The organism is Phytopseudomonas daroniae, from assembly GCF_004327275.1.
GTDB classification, from domain to species: domain Bacteria; phylum Pseudomonadota; class Gammaproteobacteria; order Pseudomonadales; family Pseudomonadaceae; genus Aquipseudomonas; species Aquipseudomonas daroniae.
On record NZ_QJUJ01000003.1, the window covers coordinates 584663 to 604101 of the forward strand.

17 protein-coding genes and 1 rRNA gene are annotated in these 19439 nt (G+C 61.2%); 10 read left to right on the plus strand and 8 right to left on the minus strand.

All coding sequences use genetic code 11. From position 1 onward, the window contains the following. Window positions 1–59 precede the first annotated feature (59 nt). From ptsP to DNK10_RS10660, 3 genes are read left to right on the plus strand one after another with little or no spacing between them, the layout of a single operon-like run. The gene (gene ptsP, locus DNK10_RS10650) at window positions 60–2936 is read left to right on the plus strand and encodes a phosphoenolpyruvate--protein phosphotransferase (RefSeq protein WP_131191525.1); all 2877 of its coding nucleotides are present in this window, start codon (window positions 60–62) and stop codon (window positions 2934–2936) included. Next, window positions 2936–3871 (plus strand): 1-phosphofructokinase, encoded by a 936-nt coding sequence (pfkB, locus tag DNK10_RS10655; protein WP_131191526.1) that lies wholly within the window; start codon window positions 2936–2938, stop codon window positions 3869–3871. Before ptsP ends, pfkB begins: the two co-directional genes overlap by 1 nt. Before the next feature lie 15 nt (window positions 3872–3886). Next, entirely contained in the window at window positions 3887–5626 is a 1740-nt protein-coding gene (locus DNK10_RS10660) for a PTS fructose-like transporter subunit IIB (protein ID WP_131191527.1), read from the plus strand. Window positions 5627–5685: 59 nt separating this feature from the next. On the opposite strand, the gene crp is transcribed toward DNK10_RS10660, so the two are convergent. After that, on the minus strand, window positions 5686–6330 hold the full coding sequence (gene crp, locus DNK10_RS10665) for a cAMP-activated global transcriptional regulator CRP (protein WP_131181041.1): 645 nt from the start codon (window positions 6328–6330) through the stop codon (window positions 5686–5688). Window positions 6331–6743: 413 nt separating this feature from the next. On the opposite strand from crp, the gene DNK10_RS10670 reads away from it, so the two are divergent. Beyond that, the gene (locus DNK10_RS10670; protein WP_131191528.1) at window positions 6744–7169 is read left to right on the plus strand and encodes an OsmC family protein; all 426 of its coding nucleotides are present in this window, start codon (window positions 6744–6746) and stop codon (window positions 7167–7169) included. A 32-nt stretch (window positions 7170–7201) separates the two neighbouring features. On the opposite strand, the gene coq7 is transcribed toward DNK10_RS10670, so the two are convergent. Then, window positions 7202–7849, minus strand: coding sequence for a 2-polyprenyl-3-methyl-6-methoxy-1,4-benzoquinone monooxygenase (gene coq7, locus DNK10_RS10675; protein ID WP_131191529.1), 648 nt, complete (start codon window positions 7847–7849; stop codon window positions 7202–7204). A 180-nt stretch (window positions 7850–8029) separates the two neighbouring features. Here coq7 and DNK10_RS10680 point away from each other — a divergent pair, with 180 nt between their 5' ends. Beyond that, window positions 8030–9511 (plus strand): AAA family ATPase, encoded by a 1482-nt coding sequence (locus DNK10_RS10680; RefSeq protein WP_131181044.1) that lies wholly within the window; start codon window positions 8030–8032, stop codon window positions 9509–9511. 9 nt (window positions 9512–9520) lie between these two features. On the opposite strand, the gene DNK10_RS10685 is transcribed toward DNK10_RS10680, so the two are convergent. From DNK10_RS10685 to hemJ, 4 genes are all read right to left on the minus strand, one after another. Then, window positions 9521–10309, minus strand: coding sequence for an SDR family NAD(P)-dependent oxidoreductase (locus tag DNK10_RS10685; protein WP_131181045.1), 789 nt, complete (start codon window positions 10307–10309; stop codon window positions 9521–9523). A 114-nt stretch (window positions 10310–10423) separates the two neighbouring features. Continuing rightward, window positions 10424–11413, minus strand: a complete 990-nt coding sequence (locus tag DNK10_RS10690; protein ID WP_131191530.1) for a DUF805 domain-containing protein — start codon at window positions 11411–11413, stop codon at window positions 10424–10426. A 107-nt stretch (window positions 11414–11520) separates the two neighbouring features. After that, window positions 11521–12459 (minus strand): NAD(P)H-dependent flavin oxidoreductase, encoded by a 939-nt coding sequence (locus tag DNK10_RS10695; RefSeq protein WP_131191531.1) that lies wholly within the window; start codon window positions 12457–12459, stop codon window positions 11521–11523. Window positions 12460–12484: 25 nt separating this feature from the next. After that, window positions 12485–12910 carry a protoporphyrinogen oxidase HemJ gene (gene hemJ / locus DNK10_RS10700; RefSeq protein WP_131181048.1) on the minus strand — a complete coding sequence of 142 codons (426 nt, stop codon included), beginning with the start codon at window positions 12908–12910 and terminating at the stop codon, window positions 12485–12487. Window positions 12911–13109: 199 nt separating this feature from the next. Here hemJ and DNK10_RS10705 point away from each other — a divergent pair, with 199 nt between their 5' ends. From DNK10_RS10705 to erpA, 3 genes are all read left to right on the plus strand, one after another. Then, window positions 13110–13838: a DUF6776 family protein gene (locus DNK10_RS10705; RefSeq protein WP_131191532.1), complete on the plus strand. Its 729-nt coding sequence runs from the start codon at window positions 13110–13112 to the stop codon at window positions 13836–13838. Window positions 13839–13851: 13 nt separating this feature from the next. Next, window positions 13852–14262 carry a bactofilin family protein gene (locus tag DNK10_RS10710; RefSeq protein ID WP_131191533.1) on the plus strand — a complete coding sequence of 137 codons (411 nt, stop codon included), beginning with the start codon at window positions 13852–13854 and terminating at the stop codon, window positions 14260–14262. Between the two features lie 74 nt (window positions 14263–14336). Further along, window positions 14337–14690 carry an iron-sulfur cluster insertion protein ErpA gene (erpA, locus tag DNK10_RS10715; protein WP_131181051.1) on the plus strand — a complete coding sequence of 118 codons (354 nt, stop codon included), beginning with the start codon at window positions 14337–14339 and terminating at the stop codon, window positions 14688–14690. A 60-nt stretch (window positions 14691–14750) separates the two neighbouring features. Here erpA and DNK10_RS10720 read toward each other — a convergent pair whose 3' ends face one another. Both DNK10_RS10720 and DNK10_RS10725 read right to left on the minus strand, forming a co-directional pair. After that, entirely contained in the window at window positions 14751–15839 is a 1089-nt protein-coding gene (locus DNK10_RS10720) for an anhydro-N-acetylmuramic acid kinase (RefSeq protein ID WP_131191534.1), read from the minus strand. Window positions 15840–15843: 4 nt separating this feature from the next. Then, complete coding sequence (locus tag DNK10_RS10725) at window positions 15844–17265, minus strand: peptidoglycan DD-metalloendopeptidase family protein (protein ID WP_131181053.1); 1422 nt, start codon at window positions 17263–17265, stop codon at window positions 15844–15846. A 208-nt stretch (window positions 17266–17473) separates the two neighbouring features. On the opposite strand from DNK10_RS10725, the gene tyrS reads away from it, so the two are divergent. Continuing rightward, a complete protein-coding gene (gene tyrS / locus DNK10_RS10730; protein ID WP_131191535.1) occupies window positions 17474–18673 on the plus strand; it encodes a tyrosine--tRNA ligase in 1200 nt (399 codons plus the stop codon). A 565-nt stretch (window positions 18674–19238) separates the two neighbouring features. Continuing rightward, a 16S ribosomal RNA gene (locus DNK10_RS10740) occupies window positions 19239–19439 on the plus strand; the annotation flags it as partial.

Genomic DNA, 19439 nt, shown 5'->3' on the forward strand with positions numbered 1-19439 from the left:
CTAACAAGAATGTCCGCCAAGGCTGCCCGCTGCGACGGCCTTGCTCGAGGAGAAGCATCATGCTCGAACTTCACCCTTCGCAAATCCGGATGGGCCGACAGGCCGCGGACAAGCTACAGGCGCTGGCCGAACTGGCCGACAGCCTGGTCGCCGACGGCCTGGTTGCGGCTGGCTATCTGGACGGTATGCAGGCTCGCGAGCAGCAGGGTTCGACCTATCTGGGGCAGGGTATCGCCATTCCCCATGGCACGCCGGAAACCCGCGATCAGGTGTTCCAGACCGGTATGCGTTTGATCCAGTACCCTGAGGGTGTGGACTGGGGCGATGGCCAGTGCGTGTACCTGGCCATCGCGATTGCGGCACGCTCCGATGAGCACCTGCGTTTGCTGCAGCTGCTTACTCGCGCGCTCGGTGAGGGCGATCTGAGTCAGGCGTTACGTGAGGCCCGAGATGCAGACACCATTCTCGCGCTGCTGCAGGGCGCGCCTCAGGAGTTGGCGTTGGACGGTCAGTTGGTCGGCCTCGGCGTCGATGCCGAGGATCTGGACGAGCTGGCCTGGCAGGGTGCCCGTTTGCTGAAGAAGGCTGGCTGCACCGCTGCCGGTTTCGCCGGCAGCCTGGTGCAAGGCGAGCCGCTGCCGCTGGGCAACGGGCTGTGGTGGTTGAGCAGCGAGCAGGGCGTCGAGCGCCCTGGCCTGGCGTTCGTCACCCCGTCGCAGCCACTGGAACAGGCAGGCCAGCCTGTCGCCGGGCTGTTCTGCCTGGCCTGCCTGGGTGAAGGGCATCGTCAGGTGCTCGAGCGTCTCTGTGATCTGCTGATTGCCGGACAGGGCGATGTGTTGACGCAAGCCACTACCAGCCGCGGCGTGCTCGAAGCGTTGGGCGCCGAGCTGCCCCCCGATTGGCCGGCGCTGCGCATCACTCTGGCCAATGCCCACGGTTTGCACGCTCGTCCGGCCAAGACGCTTAGCGAGATTGCGCAGGGTTTCAGCGGCGATATCCGCGTTCGCCTGGCCGAGGGCGCCGTAGCGGCCGTATCGGCCAAAAGCCTGAGCAAGCTACTGGCACTGGGCGCGCGACGTGGCCAGGTGCTGGAGTTCAGTGCGGAGCCGGCGATTGCCGAGGAAGCCTTGTCCGCCATCGAGGCGGCGGTTCGCGCTGGCCTGGGTGAAGAGGTGGCGCCGCTGCCGGAAGAGCAAACCGCGCTCGTCGTTGACCGTCCGGCTGTGCCCGAGGCGGTAGAGGCTCCCGTGGCTCCAGTTGCAGGTGCGCGTCTGCAGGCCGTGGCGGCGTCGCCCGGTATCGCCAGCGGTCCAGCGTTTGTGCGCCGTATGCCGCGTCTCGATTATCCCGCCCAGGGTGAGGGTGTCGCCGTCGAGCGCCAGCGCCTGGAGGCCGCCCTGCAGCATATCGACGGCGAGATCCAGCGGCTGGTCGAGCGTAGCCAGGAAGCCAGCGTGCGAGACATCTTCGTCACCCACCAGGCGATGCTGCGTGATCCGGCGCTGCGTGAGGATGTCGATGCGCGGCTGACCTCGGGCGCCAGCGCTCAGGCGGCGTGGATCGGCGAGATCGAGGCGGCCGCAACGCAGCAGGAGTCCCTGCACGATGCATTGCTGGCCGAGCGCGCCGCGGATCTGCGTGATGTCGGCCGCCGTGTGCTGGCGCAACTGTGTGGCGTCGAGGCGCCACAGGAGCCGGCCGAGCCCTACATTCTGGTGATGGGCGAGGTCGGCCCTTCGGATGTCGCCAGCCTCGACCGGCAGCGCGTCGCCGGTATCGTCACCGCTCGTGGTGGTGCCACCGCGCACAGCGCGATCATTGCCCGCGCCCTTGGGATTCCCAGTGTGGTCGGTGCTGGCGAAGGCCTGCTGGCTTTGCAGCAGAGTACCCGGCTGTTGCTCGACGGTGACCGCGGTCAGGTCTGGGTCGCTCCGGACGATGCCACCCTGGCGCAGGCCGAGCGTGAACGCCAGGCCAGCGAGCAGCGGCGCGAGCGCGCCCATGGCGAGCGCATGCACCCGGCGCGTACCCGTGATGGTCATGCTGTCGAGGTGGCGGTGAATATCGGCGCCAGCGGTGAAGCCGCAGCAGCGGTCGAGCTGGGTGCCGAGGCGGTGGGCTTGCTGCGCACCGAGCTGGTATTCATGGATCACTCCCAGGCTCCGGACGTGGCGACCCAGGAGGCCGAATACCGGCGTGTACTCGATGCTTTGCAAGGCCGTCCGCTGGTGGTGCGCACCCTGGATGTCGGCGGCGACAAACCCTTGCCTTACTGGCCGATGCCGGAGGAAGAAAACCCCTTCCTCGGTGTGCGCGGCATACGCCTGACCCTGCAGCGCCCAGACATCATGGAAACCCAGCTGCGTGCCTTGCTGCAGGCGGCGGATGGTCGGCCATTGCGCATCATGTTCCCGATGGTCGGGCAGATCGAAGAGTGGCGCGCGGCACGTGAAATGGTCGAGAGGTTGCGTCAGGAAATTCCGCTGGGCGACCTGCAACTGGGCATCATGATCGAAGTGCCATCCGCCGCCCTGCTGGCGCCGGTGCTGGCCCGCGAGGTGGACTTCTTCAGTATCGGCACCAACGACCTGACCCAGTACACCCTGGCCATCGACCGTGGCCATCCGACTCTGTCGGCCCAGGCGGACGGCTTGCATCCCTCGGTACTGCGGTTGATCGGCATGACCGTCGATGCCGCCCATGCCGAAGGCAAATGGGTGGGCGTTTGCGGTGAGCTGGCGGCCGACATGCTCGCCATTCCGCTGCTGGTCGGTTTGGGGGTCGATGAATTGAGTGTCGCAGTGCGCAGTATCCCGCTGGTCAAGGCGCGTGTGCGCGAGCTGGATATGCAGCACAGCCAGGTGCAGGCGCAGCAGGCCCTGGCGCTGGGCAGTGCCGCTGCAGTGCGCGCCCTGATCGAGGAGACGCACTGATGGCCCGCATCCTCGCTCTGACCCTGAACCCGGCGCTGGATCTGACCGTCAGCCTCGACACCCTGCAACCCGGAGCGGTCAACCGCAGCCTGGGCATGACCACTCACGCCGCGGGCAAGGGCCTGAACGTATCCCAGGTGCTGGCGGATCTCGGTCACAAAGTCACAGTCAGCGGCTTTCTCGGCAAGGCCAATGCCGCGCCGTTCGAGCAGTTGTTCCACCGCAGCGGTTTCATCGACGCTTTTGTGCGAGTGCCCGGCGAGACTCGCAGCAACATCAAGCTGGCCGAGCGTGACGGCTGCGTCACCGATCTCAACGGCCCCGGGCCGGAAGTCGATGCGGCGCACCAGCGGCAACTGCTGGATCAGCTGGAGCAGATCGCCGTGGGACATGACGCTGTCGTCGTTGCCGGCAGTCTGCCGCGCGGTGTGTCGGTCGAATGGTTCAGCGCTCTGTTGCGCCGCCTGGTGGCGCTCGGCTTGCCGCTGGCGCTGGACACCAGCGGTGCGGCCTTGCGTGCTGGGCTGACAGTCACGCCCTGGTTGATCAAACCCAATGAAGAAGAGCTGGCCGAGGCCTGCGGCCTGGCGTCGGCGTCTTCCGAACGCCTCGATGACGCCATCCGCGAGTTGCGTGAAGCGGGCATCGAGCATGTGTTGCTCTCCCGCGGTTCTCAAGGGGCGGACTGGTTCGGCCCCCATGGCGTCCTGCATGCCCAGCCGCCGCATGTCGATGTGGTCAGTACCGTTGGCGCCGGCGATTCGTTGCTTGCTGCCACCTTGCACGGTCTTCTCAGTGGCTGGCCGGCCGAGCGCACGCTGCGCCTGGCCACGGCGGTTGCCGCCCAGGCGGTCACGCAAATCGGTTTCGGTATTCACGATCGGCAACAGCTCGCCCGCCTGGAAGCGGCGGTGGCTGTGACGCCGAAACAATAACAAGAGGTCGTTGCAATGAATGTGCTGATCATTACCGCCTGTCCCAACGGCCAGGTCACCAGCGTACTGTGCTCGCGCTTGCTGCAGGCGGCGGCCCAGCGGCTGGGCTGGTCGACTCAGGTTGAAGTGCATGACCCCAGGGCGATCGGTTCGCCTCTGAGCGAAACCGATATCGCGGCGGCCGAACTGGTGCTGGTGGTCAAGACTGGTGAGCTGGATCTGCAGCGTTTCGTCGGCAAGCGCGTGGTGCAGTCCACGCCGTCCGAGGCGCTGACGGATCCACGGCAGTTTCTGCTGGCCGCTGCCGAGCAGGCGCAGGTTCTGGAAAACGCTGCGCCGGTGGTCGCTGACTCGGCTGGCAAGCCGAAACTTGTGGCGATCACCGCGTGCCCGACGGGCGTTGCCCACACCTTCATGGCGGCCGAAGCGCTGCAGCAGGCTGCCGAGCAATTGGGGTTCGAACTGAAGGTGGAAACCCGAGGTTCGGTCGGCGCGCGAAACCTGCTCGATGATGCAAGCATCGCCGCCGCCGATGTGGTGCTGTTGGCCACCGATATCGAAGTCGAGACCGAGCGTTTCGCTGGCAAGAAAGTCTATCGCTGCGGAACCGGCGTCGCCTTGAAACAACCGAAGCAAACCCTGCAGAAGGCTCTGGCCGAGGGTGTGCCGCTACAGGGTGCAGCAGGGCAGCTCCAGAATGCTGAGACCGGCAAGGCCGGCAGCAAGAGCGGCCCCTACAAGCACCTGCTGACTGGCGTGTCGTTCATGTTGCCGATGGTGGTAGCCGGGGGGCTGTTGATCGCCTTGTCCTTCGTGTTCGGTATCGAGGCGTTCAAGCAGGAGGGCACCCTGCCTGCCGCGCTGATGAAGATCGGTGGCGAAGCGGCTTTCGCCCTGATGATTCCGGTGCTGGCCGGTTACATCGCCTACTCGATCGCTGACCGTCCGGGGCTGGCGCCCGGGATGATCGGTGGCATGTTGGCCAGTGCCCTCGATACCGGTTTCCTGGGTGGCATCATTGCTGGCTTCCTGGCCGGTTATCTGGCCAAAGGCCTGAATCGCTGGTTGCGCCTGCCACAGAGCGTCGAGGCGCTGAAGCCGATCCTGCTGATACCGTTACTGGCCAGCTTGGTCACGGGCCTGGCGATGATCTATGTGATCGGCACCCCGGTCGCCGGGATCATGGCGGCGCTGGAAGTCTTCCTGCAGAACATGGGCACCACCAACGCTATCCTGCTCGGCCTGCTGCTTGGCGGCATGATGTGTGTGGATCTTGGTGGGCCGATCAACAAGGCGGCCTATGCGTTTTCCGTTGGCCTGCTGGCATCGCAGAGCTATGCGCCGATGGCCGCGACCATGGCCGCCGGCATGGTGCCGCCCATCGGCATGGCCATCGCCACCGTTCTGGCACGCCGCAAGTTCAACCAGACCGAGCGCGAGGCGGGCAAGGCGGCAGGCATACTGGGGCTGTGCTTCATCTCCGAGGGGGCGATCCCCTTCGCGGCAAAGGATCCGCTGCGGGTCATTCCGGCGAGCATCGCCGGTGGCGCACTGACCGGTGCGCTATCGATGTACTTCGGTTGCAAGCTGATGGCGCCACACGGCGGGTTGTTCGTGCTGCTGATCCCTAATGCGATCAATCATGCACTGCTGTATCTGCTGGCTATCGTAGCGGGCAGTCTGGTGACCGGCGTGGTCTACGCGTTGATCAAGCGGCCCGAGTTCGAGCCATTGACCGTCGCCGCCAAGGCCTGAAAAAGCAGCGGCCCGACATGCAGGCATGTCGGGCCGTTGAGCACTTCGAGCCCGGACGTTCAGCGGGTGCCGAACACCACCATGGTCTTGCCTTTGACGTGCACCAGGCCCTGTTCTTCCAGGGCTTTGAGTACACGGCCGACCATCTCTCGCGAGCAGCCAACGATGCGGCCGATTTCCTGGCGGGTGATCTTGATCTGCATGCCATCCGGGTGGGTCATCGCATCCGGCTGTTTGCAAAGGTCGAGCAGGGTACGGGCAACGCGACCGGTGACATCGAGAAATGCCAGATCACCCACCTTGCGGGTGGTGTTGCGCAGTCGCTCGGCCATCTGCGTGCCCAGGGCGAAGAGGATGTCCGGATCCTGCTGGGTCAGTTCGCGGAACTTGGTATAGCTCAGTTCCGCGACTTCGCATTCGGTCTTGGCCCGAACCCAGGCGCTGCGCTCCTTCTCCACGCCATCCTTGCCAAACAGACCCATCTCGCCGAAGAAGTCTCCCGGGTTGAGGTAGGCGATGATCATCTCGCGGCCATCATCGTCTTCGATCAGGATGGTGACCGAACCCTTGACGATGAAATACAGAGTTTCGCTGCGATCACCTGCATAAATGATGGTGCTCTTGGCCGTATAGCGACGGCGATGACAATGAGCGAGAAGTTTGTCGAGGTTTTTGACTTTGGGGGTAAGGGTAATAGCGACCATGCCTGAGTCCCGAATATAGAAAAATAAGCCTGTGACAGGCGTAAGTAGGTGACGCTGTCCAGACCCAAGTGCTTGACTATCTCGCAAGGCAGATGCCAGCTCTAGTGCGGGAAATGCTTGGCCTCGCCATGAAAGCAAAGGAGCCTTACATTTTCAGCAGAAGATGATGCATGCAATACGTTGGAGTCGGTAGCGCTCTGGTTGAGTATCTTGTTCTTATCAAACGGTGTCGTACCTTGAAGTCAATGATTGTGCCACTAATTCGGCATCATCATGGACAGGTGATACCTGCCGACGGTCTGTTTTGTGAGGCATGGCACGTTCCGCCTGAGAACCATAGCAGCATCTACCGCTGCCGTTGGAAAAGCCACCCTGTGATAAGCTTCCAGCCTTTCAGCAAAGGAGCAGCACCGATGAAAGCGCGCGTTCAATGGGCAGGCGAAGCGCTGTTTCTAGGCGAGTCAGGCAGCGGTCACGTAGTCGTGATGGACGGGCCGCCGGAAAATGGCGGCCGCAATCTGGGTGTGCGCCCTATGGAGATGTTGCTGATCGGCCTGGGTGGCTGCAGCAATTTCGATGTGGTGAGCATCCTCAAGAAATCCCGCCAGCCGGTTGAAAGCTGTGAGGCGTTTCTCGAAGCCGAGCGTGCGACCGAGGATCCCAAGGTCTTCACCAGGATCCACCTGCATTTCGTGGTGAAGGGGCGCGGTCTGAAAGAGGCCCAGGTCAAGCGTGCGGTGGAGCTGTCTGCCGAGAAGTACTGTTCGGCCTCGATCATGCTGGGCCGTGCCGGCGTGGAAATCACTCACGATTACGAAATCGTCGAACTGGGTGCTTGAAGCAAAAGGGCGATCCATGGATCGCCCTTTGGTCAAATCCGGTAGGCGGTCTTGGTCATGACCTTGGATAGCAGCGTCATGCCCAGCTTGACCGGCGCCGGAAAGCGCGCGCCACCGGCGTCCAGTGCACTGTTGGCGTGTTCCTGCTCATCGTTACGCATCTGTTCGAGGATGGCTCTGGATTTGCCGTCCTCTTCGGGGATCTGCTCCAGGTGTTCTTCCAGGTGCTTGACCACCTGATCCTCGGTCGCCGCGACGAAACCCAGGCTGACCCGGTCGCTGACCAGACCGGCCACGGCGCCAACGCCGAACGACAATCCGTAGAACAGCGGATTCAGCACGCTCGGGTGGCTACCCAACTGGCGAATGCGTTGTTCGCACCAGGCCAGATGATCGACTTCCTCATCCGCCGCATGCTCCATGGCCGCGCGAACCCGCGGCAGCTTGGCGGTTAGTGCCTGTCCCTGGTATAGCGCTTGAGCGCAGACTTCCCCGGTATGGTTGATGCGCATCAGGCCCGCGATGTGGCGGGTTTGCTGCTCATCGAGCTCTGCTTCGGGTTCGACGATGGCAGGCGAGGGGCGACTCGGTTGGCCGCTGAAGGGCAGCAGCGTACGCAGCGCCATATCGGCTTGCAGCAGCAGGCGGTCGACGGGCGAATAATGGCGGTCGTTGGCCATGGAGCTTCTCCGGCGAGGACATGAACGGGCAGTTTACCGCAAATGGTCTGTCGTGTTCGGCGGGCTGGCGGCGGCATCGATCCGCAAACGTGTCCTGCATCTCCTGTTATGTATCCAGTGCTTGCCCGGCGTCGCTATGGGCGGGAGTATTGAGTTGCCTCTGGGGCATAAGGAGCTGCTGTGAAGAACGATATTCACGATCTGGGGTTGGTTCTGGATTCCAAGGTCAAACTGGTACTCATCGAATCATGGGATGAACGCCGGGTATTGGAGACCTTGACCAGCCTGGCGGTGCGCCGCGGCCTTGGCCTGTTCACCTGGTCGATCACCGAAGGACTGCTGCGCGCGGGCTTTGCGGGTGAGGCCTTCGCCGAGAGTGGCAGCCAGGAACCAGAGGCGGCGCTGCGCCTGATCAAGGCCGATCCTCAGGCAAGTCTTTACGTGCTCTGCGACCTGCATCCCTTCCTCGTCGACAATCCCCGGCTGGTGCGCCTGCTCAAGGAAATCGCCATGGCCGATGGCAGCCAGGCGCCTACCGTGGTGCTGGTCTCCCACGCCTGCAAGTTGCCGCCGGAAGTGCAGCGTTACGCCGCGCGCTTCAGTCTGGCGCTGCCGAGCGAGGACGAGTTGCTGGGGATCGTCCGTGACGAGGCCACGCGCTGGAGTGAGCGCAACCGCAATCGTCGCGTGCGCACCGATAATCGCACTTTGCAGCAGGTAGTGAAGAACCTGCGCGGCATGAGTCACGCCGAAGCGCGGGTGCTGGCCCGCAACCTGATTTGCGACGATGGTGCCATCACCCAGGAAGACTTGCCGGAACTTAACAAGGCCAAGTTCGAACTGCTCGACCTCGATGGTGTGCTCAGTTATGAGTACGACACCGCACGCTTCGCCGATGTCGGCGGCCTGAGCAATCTCAAGCGCTGGCTCGGCGAGCGGCAGCGGATTTTCTTCGAAGGTGAAGGTGTCGACCTACCCAAGGGCGTGCTGCTGGTTGGCGTGCAGGGCTCGGGCAAGAGCCTCGCCGCCAAGGCAGTGGCAGGTTTGTGGGGCTTGCCGCTGCTGCGTCTGGATTTTGCCTGCCTGTACAACAAGTTCTTCGGAGAAACCGAGCGCAACCTGCGTGAAGCACTGAAGCTGGCCGAGCAGATGTCGCCCTGCGTGTTGTGGGTCGACGAAATCGAGAAGGGGTTGGCCAGTGGTGATCAGGATGGCGGGGTCAGCCAGCGGGTACTCGGTACGCTGCTGACCTGGATGGCCGAGCGCAAGTCATCGGTGTTCATGGTCGCCACTGCCAACGTCATCGGTCGCCTGCCGCCGGAACTGGTTCGCAAAGGGCGTTTCGATGAGCTGTTCTTTGTCGATCTGCCGGAGACGGAAATCCGCGCGGAGATTTTCCGCATCCACCTGCAACGCCGCGAGTTGGACGCCTCTGCATTCGACCTTGCCCAGTTGGCCACGGCCAGCGCCGGTTTCTCCGGGGCGGAGATCGAACAGGTGGTGGTCAGCGCGCTGTATGCCGCTCAGGCGCAGCAGCAATCGGTCGACCATGGATTGCTGCTGCGCGGTATTCAGGCCACGTCACCTTTGTCGGTGATCATGGCCGAACCGCTGGCGGAGCTGCGTGCATGGGCGCGCGGGCGTACGGTCAGCGCGAACTGACTGAGCGGATCAGGCGCGGCCAAAGCGTCGGTTAAGCCGTGCCGCGAAGCGGCGCACCAGCAGCCGTGGGAAGAACCGTGGTGCCAGGCTCAGCAGGCGGTTACGCCAACCGGGAATGATGATTGCGCGGTTTTTCTCCAGGCCACGTACGGCGATAAGAGCGACCTCTTCGGCGCTCAGCATCAATTTGCCGTTTTCCAGTGCACTGGCGTCGAGGCTGGCATTGCGAAAGAACGCGCTGCGGGTTGGCCCTGGGCACAGCACCGACACCTTGACCCCATAAGGTCGCAGCTCTTCGCGCAAACCTTCGGAGAAATGCAGTACGTAAGCCTTGCTCGCGTAGTAGTTGCTCATCCACGGTCCCGGCTGGAAGGCGACCACCGAAGCCACATTGAGAATCTGCCCGCTCCCACGTCCGGCCATTACCGTACCGATGGCGTGACACAGGCGCGCCAGTGCCAACACGTTGACCTCCAATAGCTCCTGTTCGCGGCTCCAGTCCTGAGCGACGAACGCGCCGGCACTGCCGAGGCCGGCGTTGTTCACCAGCAGCTCGATGACCTGACCGTTCTGTTCCAGTTCATGCAGCAACCCGGAAAGCTGTAGCGGCTCACTGAGGTCGCAGACCCGGAACAGTACCTCGACGGAAAAACGCTGGGTCAGTTCAACGGCGATGCTTTCCAGGGCGTCGCGCTGGCGCGCGACCAGAATCAGGTTACGCCCCCGGCGTGCCAACGCTTCGGCCAGGGCAAGGCCGATACCACTGGAAGCACCCGTGACCAGGGCATAACGGGACATGGTGCTCTCCTGAAACTGTCCATGACGGGCGTATAGCCTATCCGCAACAGGCCTGTCGGTGCTGCAGTGACAACGTCGCCAGGACAAATAAATACAGTGCGAGGGGCTATAGCCCTATGTTCCGCTCACCATCTGGTCGAAGAACATGCCGAACATGGCCAGGATGGCGAAACCGCTGAAGAACAGCATCAATAGGCCACCGATCATCAGCACCAGAAACAGGCCCGCCAGCAGATTGACTGCCAGGCTGTTGGGTGGCGGTTCCGGGCCGAAGCGATTGCTGCCGACTGTGCCGGGTACCACCAACATGATGATCCAGAACACGCTGTTGACGATCGGCACCAGGTTCAGCAGCCATAGCCAGCCAGTCCACCCCATGTCGTGCAGGCGCTGCACGCCGATCTGTACGCTGATGACCAGCATGCCGATACTGGCGCCGATGATGAGAATACCGCCCAGGGTTTCCGACAGCAGGGTGACGGCGGACAGCGCGGCTATGACGACAGCGAAGGCGAACATCAGCACCAGCGACCAGGCCAGGTAGCGCATACGACCGATGCGCCCTCTGAACGAGGTGACTTTCAGCTCGCCGACCTGGCCAGCATGCGCGTCGATATTGGCGCGGGGCGGCGTATAGGGTGTGGGCTGGGCCTCTGATGTGTTCGGAGCCGGCTGCGCCAACGTGCTTTCGGCGAGAATCGCCTGGCGGGCCAGATACTTCTCGATGATCACGCCACAGGCCGAGCATTCAGCCGCGGCGTCCTGCTGGTGGCCGCATTTCGGGCAATCCATCGACTGCAAAGCCTGCGCTGGGGGCGGAGCGCTGGCAGCCTTCTCCTCATCCGTTTCCACCAGACTCAGGGCTGCGGCCAGATCCGGCTCCTTGCGCGCTCGGGCGCCGGCACGCTGCAGAACGGTCAGGTACTGGTTGGCTTCGTCTTCCGCCAGGTCGCGCTTCAGGGCGATGGGCCCCCTGCCGAACAGTGTGTCGATGCGGGCGCGGTCGCTCTTGAACAGGCTGGCCAGATTGGCCTTGACCGTGTCCATCGAGGTGTCAGGCATCAGGCTTCCATCGAAGACGATCTTGTAGCGGAGCTGGCTCATGCGCGCATCCTTGTCTGCACGGGAGAAAATTGGCAGAGACCCTATCCCGCCGTTTGGCCGTCGGCAAGTGGCGCGGGGTTATTTCGCATGCCACTGAGTGGTGGTTCTCAGCTTGCGGACAGCTTAGATGCTAGGGCTCGCTGGTACTCGCGATCCAGGTGCGTGATCAGCTCGCTTACCGAGGGCAGGTCATCGATTCCACCTACACCCTGGCCGGCCGACCATACGGTCTTCCATGCCTTGGCTTCCTGGTCGAGCGGCTTGAGTTTGGCGCCTGAATGGGGGCCTTGCAGGTTCTGCATGTCGTAACCCGCTTGCTCCAGGCTCTGACGCATGAAGCTGGCGGGTACGCCGGAGACTGCCGGGGTGTGGATGATATCGCTGGCATGGGCCTCGATGATCATCTGCTTGTAGTCCTGCGCCGCGGCACTTTCCTGAGTGGCGACGAAGCGGGTGCCCATGTATGCCAGGTCTGCACCGAGTATTTGCGCCGCGAGGATTTCATGGCCGTGGTTGAGGCTGCCTGCCAGTAGCACCGTCTTGTCGAAGAATTGGCGAATTTCCGCGATCAGCGCGAATGGACTCCAGGCACCGGCATGCCCGCCGGCTCCGGCTGCCACGGCGATCAGCCCGTCGACACCTGCCGCAGCCGCTTTCTCCGCATGACGGCGGGTGGTGACGTCATGGAACACCAGGCCGCCATAAGCATGTACGGCGTCGACGACCTCCTTCACGGCGCCGAGGCTGGTGATGACGATTGGTACGCGATGGGTTACGCAGATGGCCAGATCCTGTTCCAGGCGCGGGTTGCTGGCGTGGACGATAAGGTTGACGGCGTAAGGTGCGCTGCCTTCTTGCAGGCCTGCTTCGATCTCCTCCAGCCAGGCCTCGAAGCCGGCGCTGTCGCGCTGATTCAATGCCGGGAAACTGCCGACAATGCCGCTGTTGCAGCACGCCGTCACCAGTGCCGGATTGGAGACCAGAAACATCGGGGCGGCGACCAATGGCAAGCGTAGGCGGTTTTCCAGCAGAACGGGCAGAGACATGGTGGGGTTCCTTGGCGGCGTGTTGTCAGAACGGTTTGACTACTACCAGGATGACGATGGCGAGCAGCAGCAACACCGGGACTTCGTTGAACCAGCGATAGAACACGTGGCTACGGTTGTTCTCGCCACGGGCCAGGCGCTTGTACATGGCGCCACAGACATGGTGATAACCGACCAGCAGTATCACCAGCGTCAGCTTGGCGTGCATCCAGCCTTGGCTCATCCAGCCGGGTACCAGCACCAGCAGGGTTATGCCGAATACCAGCGTGGCAATCATCGCCGGCGTCATGATGCCGCGGTACAGCTTGCGCTGCATGATGCTGAAGCGCTCGCGGCTTGGGGCATCCTCGCTCATGGCGTGATATACGAACAGCCGTGGCAGATAGAACAGACCGGCAAACCAGCAGACCATGGCGACGATATGTAGGGCTTTGATCCACAGGTAGAGCATTGCCGTTCCTTTTGGTGATAGGTGTCTCGATACTAGTGCTCAGGAGCTCAATAGTCATCAAGACGGTTGGCCGCAGGCGGGTGCGGCTTTATGATCGGCATCTTTGTGCATATGCCCCGAGGCACCCGATGCCCGCATCCCACCTTACTTCAACGATACTGCCTGTCCGCTGCTGCGGCACGCGCAGGTGGCGTGCCTGATGTCGGGCTGGGAAGTCCGCCCCAGCAATCGCTCGCATGAGCGGCGTCTTCGTGTCGCGCTCATCCTCTTGTTGATGGCCGTGCCCAGCACTTTTTACCTGGGGAGTTGGTGGCAGGCCAGGGCGATGCAGGAGCAGGACGTCAAGGCGCAGGCGATGCAGGCTCGGCTCGACGAGCAGTCGCGGGAGTTGGACGAACTGCGCCAGCGGATGGCAGTGTTGAGCAGTGGCGAGCAACTGGCGCAGCAGTCCAATGAGCAGAGTCGCCTGACCATCAAGCTGCTGGAAGAACAGATCTTCAAGCAGCAGCAGGAATTGGCCTTTTATAAAGGTGTGCTGGCGCCGGATAGCAGGGCTGACGGGGTACTTATTCGTACCTTCGACATTCACCCCACCGAGGAAGCGGGTTTGTTCCGCTTCAAGATCATGCTCAGTCGCGTTGGCAAGGATGACAAGCCCATGCAGGGGCGTTTGCACGTGCAAGTGGAAGGACGTCAGGCGGGCAAGGCGGCAAGCCTTCAGCTGTCGCAATTGAGCAGCGATCTGCCGAGCGGCTCGACGGAGCAGTCGATTCCGTTCGCCTTCAAGCATCTGCAAGCGATTCCAGAAGGTGGGCGCCTCGGCGAGCTGCGGCTACCCGAAGGGTTCGAGCCGCAACAGATACGTATCAAGGCCGATGTCGAGGGTGGTAAGCCCGTCGAGCGTCAAATTGAATGGGCTGACGGATAAGTGATGGTTCGCGATGTGGAATAAAGGCAAGGGCAAGACAGATATGCAGCGTTTCACTGGCAAGACCAGTCTGATCGCGGCTGGCGCGGCGTTTCGCGGTGATCTTGAGTTTCAGGGCGCCGTACAGGTCGACGGTAAGGTACTCGGCAATATCCTCACCGGAGAAGGTCTGGTGCGGGTGAGTGTCGACGGGCAGGTTGAAGGTGAAGTGCGCGCCCCCCATGTAGTGATAGATGGCGAGATCATCGGCGATGTCTACGCCAGCCAGCACGTCGAACTGGGCCCTCGAGCCCGGGTGCGCGGTAATCTCTATTACGGCCTGATGGAAATGGCCAGGGGCGCGCAAGTCGAGGGCGGCTTGTGGCCGATCACGGAGCAGGGCAGACCGTTGGAGCTACCAGAAAGCTTGGGCGACGTACAATAGTTGACCGCTTTTCTAGGGTAAGCGGATAATATAGCGCTACATCGCAGTATGGCGCCTGGCGCCGGGAGAAAAACATGAGCGTCGAAACCTTCACCCCCACAGCAGCTATGCAATTCACGCAAGGGGCGGCAAGCAAGGTTAAGAGCCTGGTTGATGAAGAGGGCAATCCGCGCCTGAAGCTGCGGGTATTCGTCACCGGCGGCGGCTGCTCCGGGTTCCAGTACGGTTTCACCTTCGATGAAGACGTTGCCGAGGATGACACCATCATCGAGCGCGAGGGCGTCAGCCTGGTGGTCGACCCGATGAGCTTTCAGTATCTGGTGGGCGCCGAGGTGGACTATCAGGAAGGCCTGGAGGGTTCGCGCTTCGTGATCAAGAATCCCAATGCGACCACGACCTGTGGTTGCGGCTCGTCGTTCTCGATCTAAGCCTTGCCCTACTGAAAACGCCGCGCAGATGCGCGGCGTTTTTCGTTCTGGTTGCCGGGTTCAGGCCGGGTAGATCGCACCAAGCACCCGTAACCCGCGCGCCCCCGTGACTTCCGGGCGATTGCCGGGAATGCCATTGAGGCAGCAGTGGGCAAGCCAGGCGAATGCCATGGCCTCCACCCAGTCAGCCGGTACGCCATGATCGCCTGTGCTGCTGACCGTCGAGCCGGGTAGCAGTGTTTGCAGGCGGTCGATCAATGCCTTGTTGTGGGCGCCACCACCACAGACCAGCAATTCGCTGCAGTTCGGTTGAGCCTGTTGCAGTGAGGTGATGATGCTCGTTGCTGTCAGCTCGAGCAGCGTTGCCTGTACATCCTCTGCTTTATATGCCGGATGTTTTTCCAGTTGCTGCATCAGCCATGGCAGGTTGAACAGTTCACGACCCGTGCTTTTCGGACCGGTGGCCTGGAAGAAGGGGTCGTTGAGCAGTGCCCTGAGCAAACCTTCCTGTACCTGGCCGCTGGCAGCCCAGGCACCATCGCGGTCATAGGCGTGTCCTTGATGATGGTGAATCCAGGCGTCCATCAATACGTTACCGGGGCCACAGTCGAAACCCAGCGCTGGCTTTCCTTCTTCCAGCAGGCTCAGGTTGCTGAAACCGCCCACATTCAGAATCGCCCGCGCCGTGCCTGGGCTGGCGAACAGCGCCTCGTGAAAGGCCGGCACCAGTGGAGCACCCTGACCGCCTGCTGCGACATCCCGGCGGCGAAAATCGGCCACTACGGTGATACCGGTGAGTTCGGCCAGAAGCGCGGCATTGCCGATCTGGATGGTGAAACCCCGCGCCGGTTCATGGCGCACCGTCTGGCCATGGCTGCCAATCGCGCGGATGGCCTGCGGTTGCAGATGCTGTTCGGTCAGCAGGCGGTGTACGCCGTCTGCGACGAGCTGCGCCCATTGTTGCTCGGCAAGGGCGGCTCGTGCGAGTTCGTCCGGGCCAGAGCTGCAGAGTGCCAGCAACTGTTCACGGAGCGAATCGGGGAGGGCTTGGTAATGATGGGCGAGCAGCCTGGCGTGCTCGCCTTGTTCGATAAGGGCGATGTCCAGCCCATCGAGGCTGGTGCCGGACATCACACCGAGGTAGAGCATCGGCTTAGTGCTTGTTGAGCGCGAGCATGGTGGCTTTTTCCTGATCCATGCGCGCCATCAGCGGCTTGCTCATCTGCAGGAAGCGTTGCTTGTCCTGGCGAGCGATAGGATCGGACATCGGCAGCTTTTGGCTCAGCGGATCCACGTGAGTGCCGTTGACCTGGAATTCATAGTGCAGGTGCGGCCCGGTAGACAGGCCGGTGGTGCCGATATAGCCGATGATCTGCCCTTGCTTGACGCTACCCCCGGTACGCACGCCTTTGGCGAAACCCTGCATGTGCGCATAGAGGGTGCGATAGCGGCTGCCGTGCTGCAGCACCACGGTATTACCGTAGCCGCCTTTACGACCTGCCAGGATGACCTTGCCGTCGCCGGCTGCCTTGATCGGCGTACCGCGTGGCGCTGCGTAATCCACGCCCTTGTGTGCACGGATCTTGTTGAGGATCGGGTGTTTGCGACCATTGGAGAAGCGCGAGCTGATACGGGCAAAGTCCACCGGAGTACGGATGAATGCTTTGCGCATGCTATTGCCGTCAGCGTCGTAGTAACTGACGTTGCCCTGCTTGTCGGTATAGCGCACAGCGGTATAGGTCTTGCCACGGTTGGTGAAGCGCGCGGAAAGAATATTGCCGGTACCGACGGACTTATCGTTGACCACCTTCTCCTGGTAGATGACTTCGAATTCGTCACCCTGGCGAATGTCCATGGCGAAGTCGATGTCGTAACCGAAAATGTTGGCCAGATCCATGGTCAGGTTGTGCGACAGACCAGCCTGCTTGGCGGAGACGAACAGCGAGCTGTTGATCACGCCGTGAGCATAGGCATCACGAACATCCGGTTTGACCAGGTCGCGCTTGAAGTCATAACCCTTTTCCGTCTTGCTCAGGCTGACGCTTTCCAGGTCGCTGAGTTTGCTGCGCAGGCTTTCCAGTTGGCCGTCTTCGCTCAGCAGGAACTCCAGTTCCTGGCCGACTTTGAGGCGGCTGAACTGCTTGGCTTCCTTGCTGCTATTGATCACATCATGCAGGGTATTGGCGGAAAGGCCGACCTTGCTGAACACCGTGGAAAGAGTGTCGCCATTGGCCACTGTAATGGTTTGCTTGCGGGGATCTTCTGGCGGTTGCTCGGCTACTTGTGGCTCGACATCCTGTTCTGCATTTTGCGTGTCGTTGCTGCTGCTTTCTATTTGCGCAAAGGGCGAATCAGCGGATGGCTGCTCTATGGCAACGTCCGACGAAGGCGTCGGCAGGTTCTGCTGAACCTGTTCCGAGCCGTTATCCATGTCCAGATTAAGGTAGGTTTTCTTCGCTTCTACTTCCCGGGAGGGGAATACCAGGAGGGCCAGACTTAGCAGGGCGGCTACGCCGCTCGCTGCGATGATGTGGGTTTTTGGATAGAGCGGCGGCGCTTTAGTTGTAGAGGTCATAGGGCTGCTTTTGAAGTGAAAAGATGAAGAGGAAAAAGAAGAAACTAATGAATATGCAGTAACTGTATAAAATATAACCAAATCCACCTCGAGGCAACCCTGAAGGTGATGGCTGGCGTGCCTTCGGCTTTACACTGGGCAAAACTTGTCATTTGTCCGTGATCTTGTATGGTTGGTTCCCTTTTGAATTCGGTGATTGTGAGCCCTTATGAAGTCGGTTGAAGAGCAGCTCGCGCTGATCAAGCGCGGTGCGGAAGAAGTCCTGGTTGAGGCAGAGCTGATCGAGAAGCTCAAGCGCGGCGAGCCACTGCGCATCAAGGCGGGCTTCGATCCGACAGCGCCCGACCTGCACCTGGGGCATACCGTGCTTATTAATAAGCTGCGTCAATTCCAGGAGCTGGGGCATCAGGTGATTTTCCTGATCGGTGACTTCACCGGCATGATCGGGGATCCGAGCGGCAAGAGCGCTACTCGCCCTCCGTTGACTCGTGAGCAGGTTCTCGATAACGCCGAAACCTACAAGAATCAGGTATTCAAGATCCTTGATCCGGCGAAGACCGAAGTCGCCTTCAACTCCACCTGGATGGACAAGCTGACGCCTGCCGACTTCATTCGTCTGGCTTCGCAGTACACCGTGGCGCGCATGCTCGAGCGTGACGACTTCGATAAGCGCTACACCGGCAACCAGCCGATTGCCATTCACGAGTTCCTTTACCCGTTGGTGCAGGGCTACGACTCCGTGGCGCTGTGTGCCGACGTCGAGTTGGGCGGTACTGACCAGAAATTCAACCTGCTGATGGGGCGTGAGCTGCAGCGCGCATACGGCCAGGCCTCTCAGTGCGTGGTCACCATGCCGCTGCTCGAAGGTCTGGATGGCGTGAAGAAGATGTCCAAGTCCCTGGGTAACTATATAGGTATCCAGGAAGCGCCCGGCGTCATGTACAACAAGCTGGTCTCCATGCCGGATGCCTTGATGTGGCGCTACTTCGAATTGCTGAGCTTCCGTTCCATGGATGAAATCGAGCAGTTCAAGAAGGATGTCGAGGGCGGCGCCAATCCTCGTGATATCAAGATCAAGCTGGCCGAAGAGATCGTGGCGCGTTTCCATGGTGAAGAAGCCGCTGCCACTGCGCATCGTTCTGCCGGTAACCGTATGAAGGACGGCGAGTTGCCGGAAGATCTGCCTGAGGTCGAGCTTGCCTCTGCCGAGGACATGCCGATTGCAGCCCTCCTTAATAAGGCAGGGCTGGTCAAGAATGCCGCAGTCGCTCGCGACCTGTTGGGTTCTGGCGGTGTGCGGGTGGATGGTCAGGTTGTAGACCGCTCCTTCGTATTCAAGCTGGACGCAACCCATGTTTGCCAGGCCGGCAAGAAGGCTTTTGCGCGGATTACGCTGAAATCCGAATAAAGCGTAAATAACCGTTGACCTGAGAACCAGGTTGCCTATAATGCGCACCACTTCCGGCGCGGCCTGATCTGAAAACTCCTTGTTAATCAGGCAGTTAGACGAAAATAAAGGTTGCACGGACGGCGAATTCGAGTAGAATGCGCCGGCATCGACAGGGTGGTTTGAGTGGCACTGTTGATGGCTCGATCAGGTTGGATCGAAAGCGGTTGAAGAGGTGGTTGACAGCGGTTTGTAACGCTGTAGAATGCGCCTCCCGCTGGAGAGAAGATGGTCTGGTGGGGTGCTGCAAGGTGTTGAGAAGAAAGAAAAAGTTCTTCAAAAACAGCTTGACAGGAAATGAGGCTGCTGTAAGATGCGCGCCTCGGTTGAGACGAAAGACTTAACCAAACGTTCTTTAACAACTGAATCAAGCAATTCGTGTGGGTGCTTGTGGGTTAAGACTGAGTGATCGCAAGATTATCAGCATCACAAGTAAACACTCGTGAATTCGAGAGTTTCCCTTCTTTTTGAGGGGTTTGCGATTGCTGAGCCAAGTTTAGGGTTTTCTCAAAACCCAAGCAGTATTGAACTGAAGAGTTTGATCATGGCTCAGATTGAACGCTGGCGGCAGGCCTAACACATGCAAGTCGAGCGGTTGACGGGAGCTTGCTCCCTGATTCAGCGGCGGACGGGTGAGTAATGCCTAGGAATCTGCCTATTAGTGGGGGACAACGTTTCGAAAGGGACGCTAATACCGCATACGTCCTACGGGAGAAAGCAGGGGACC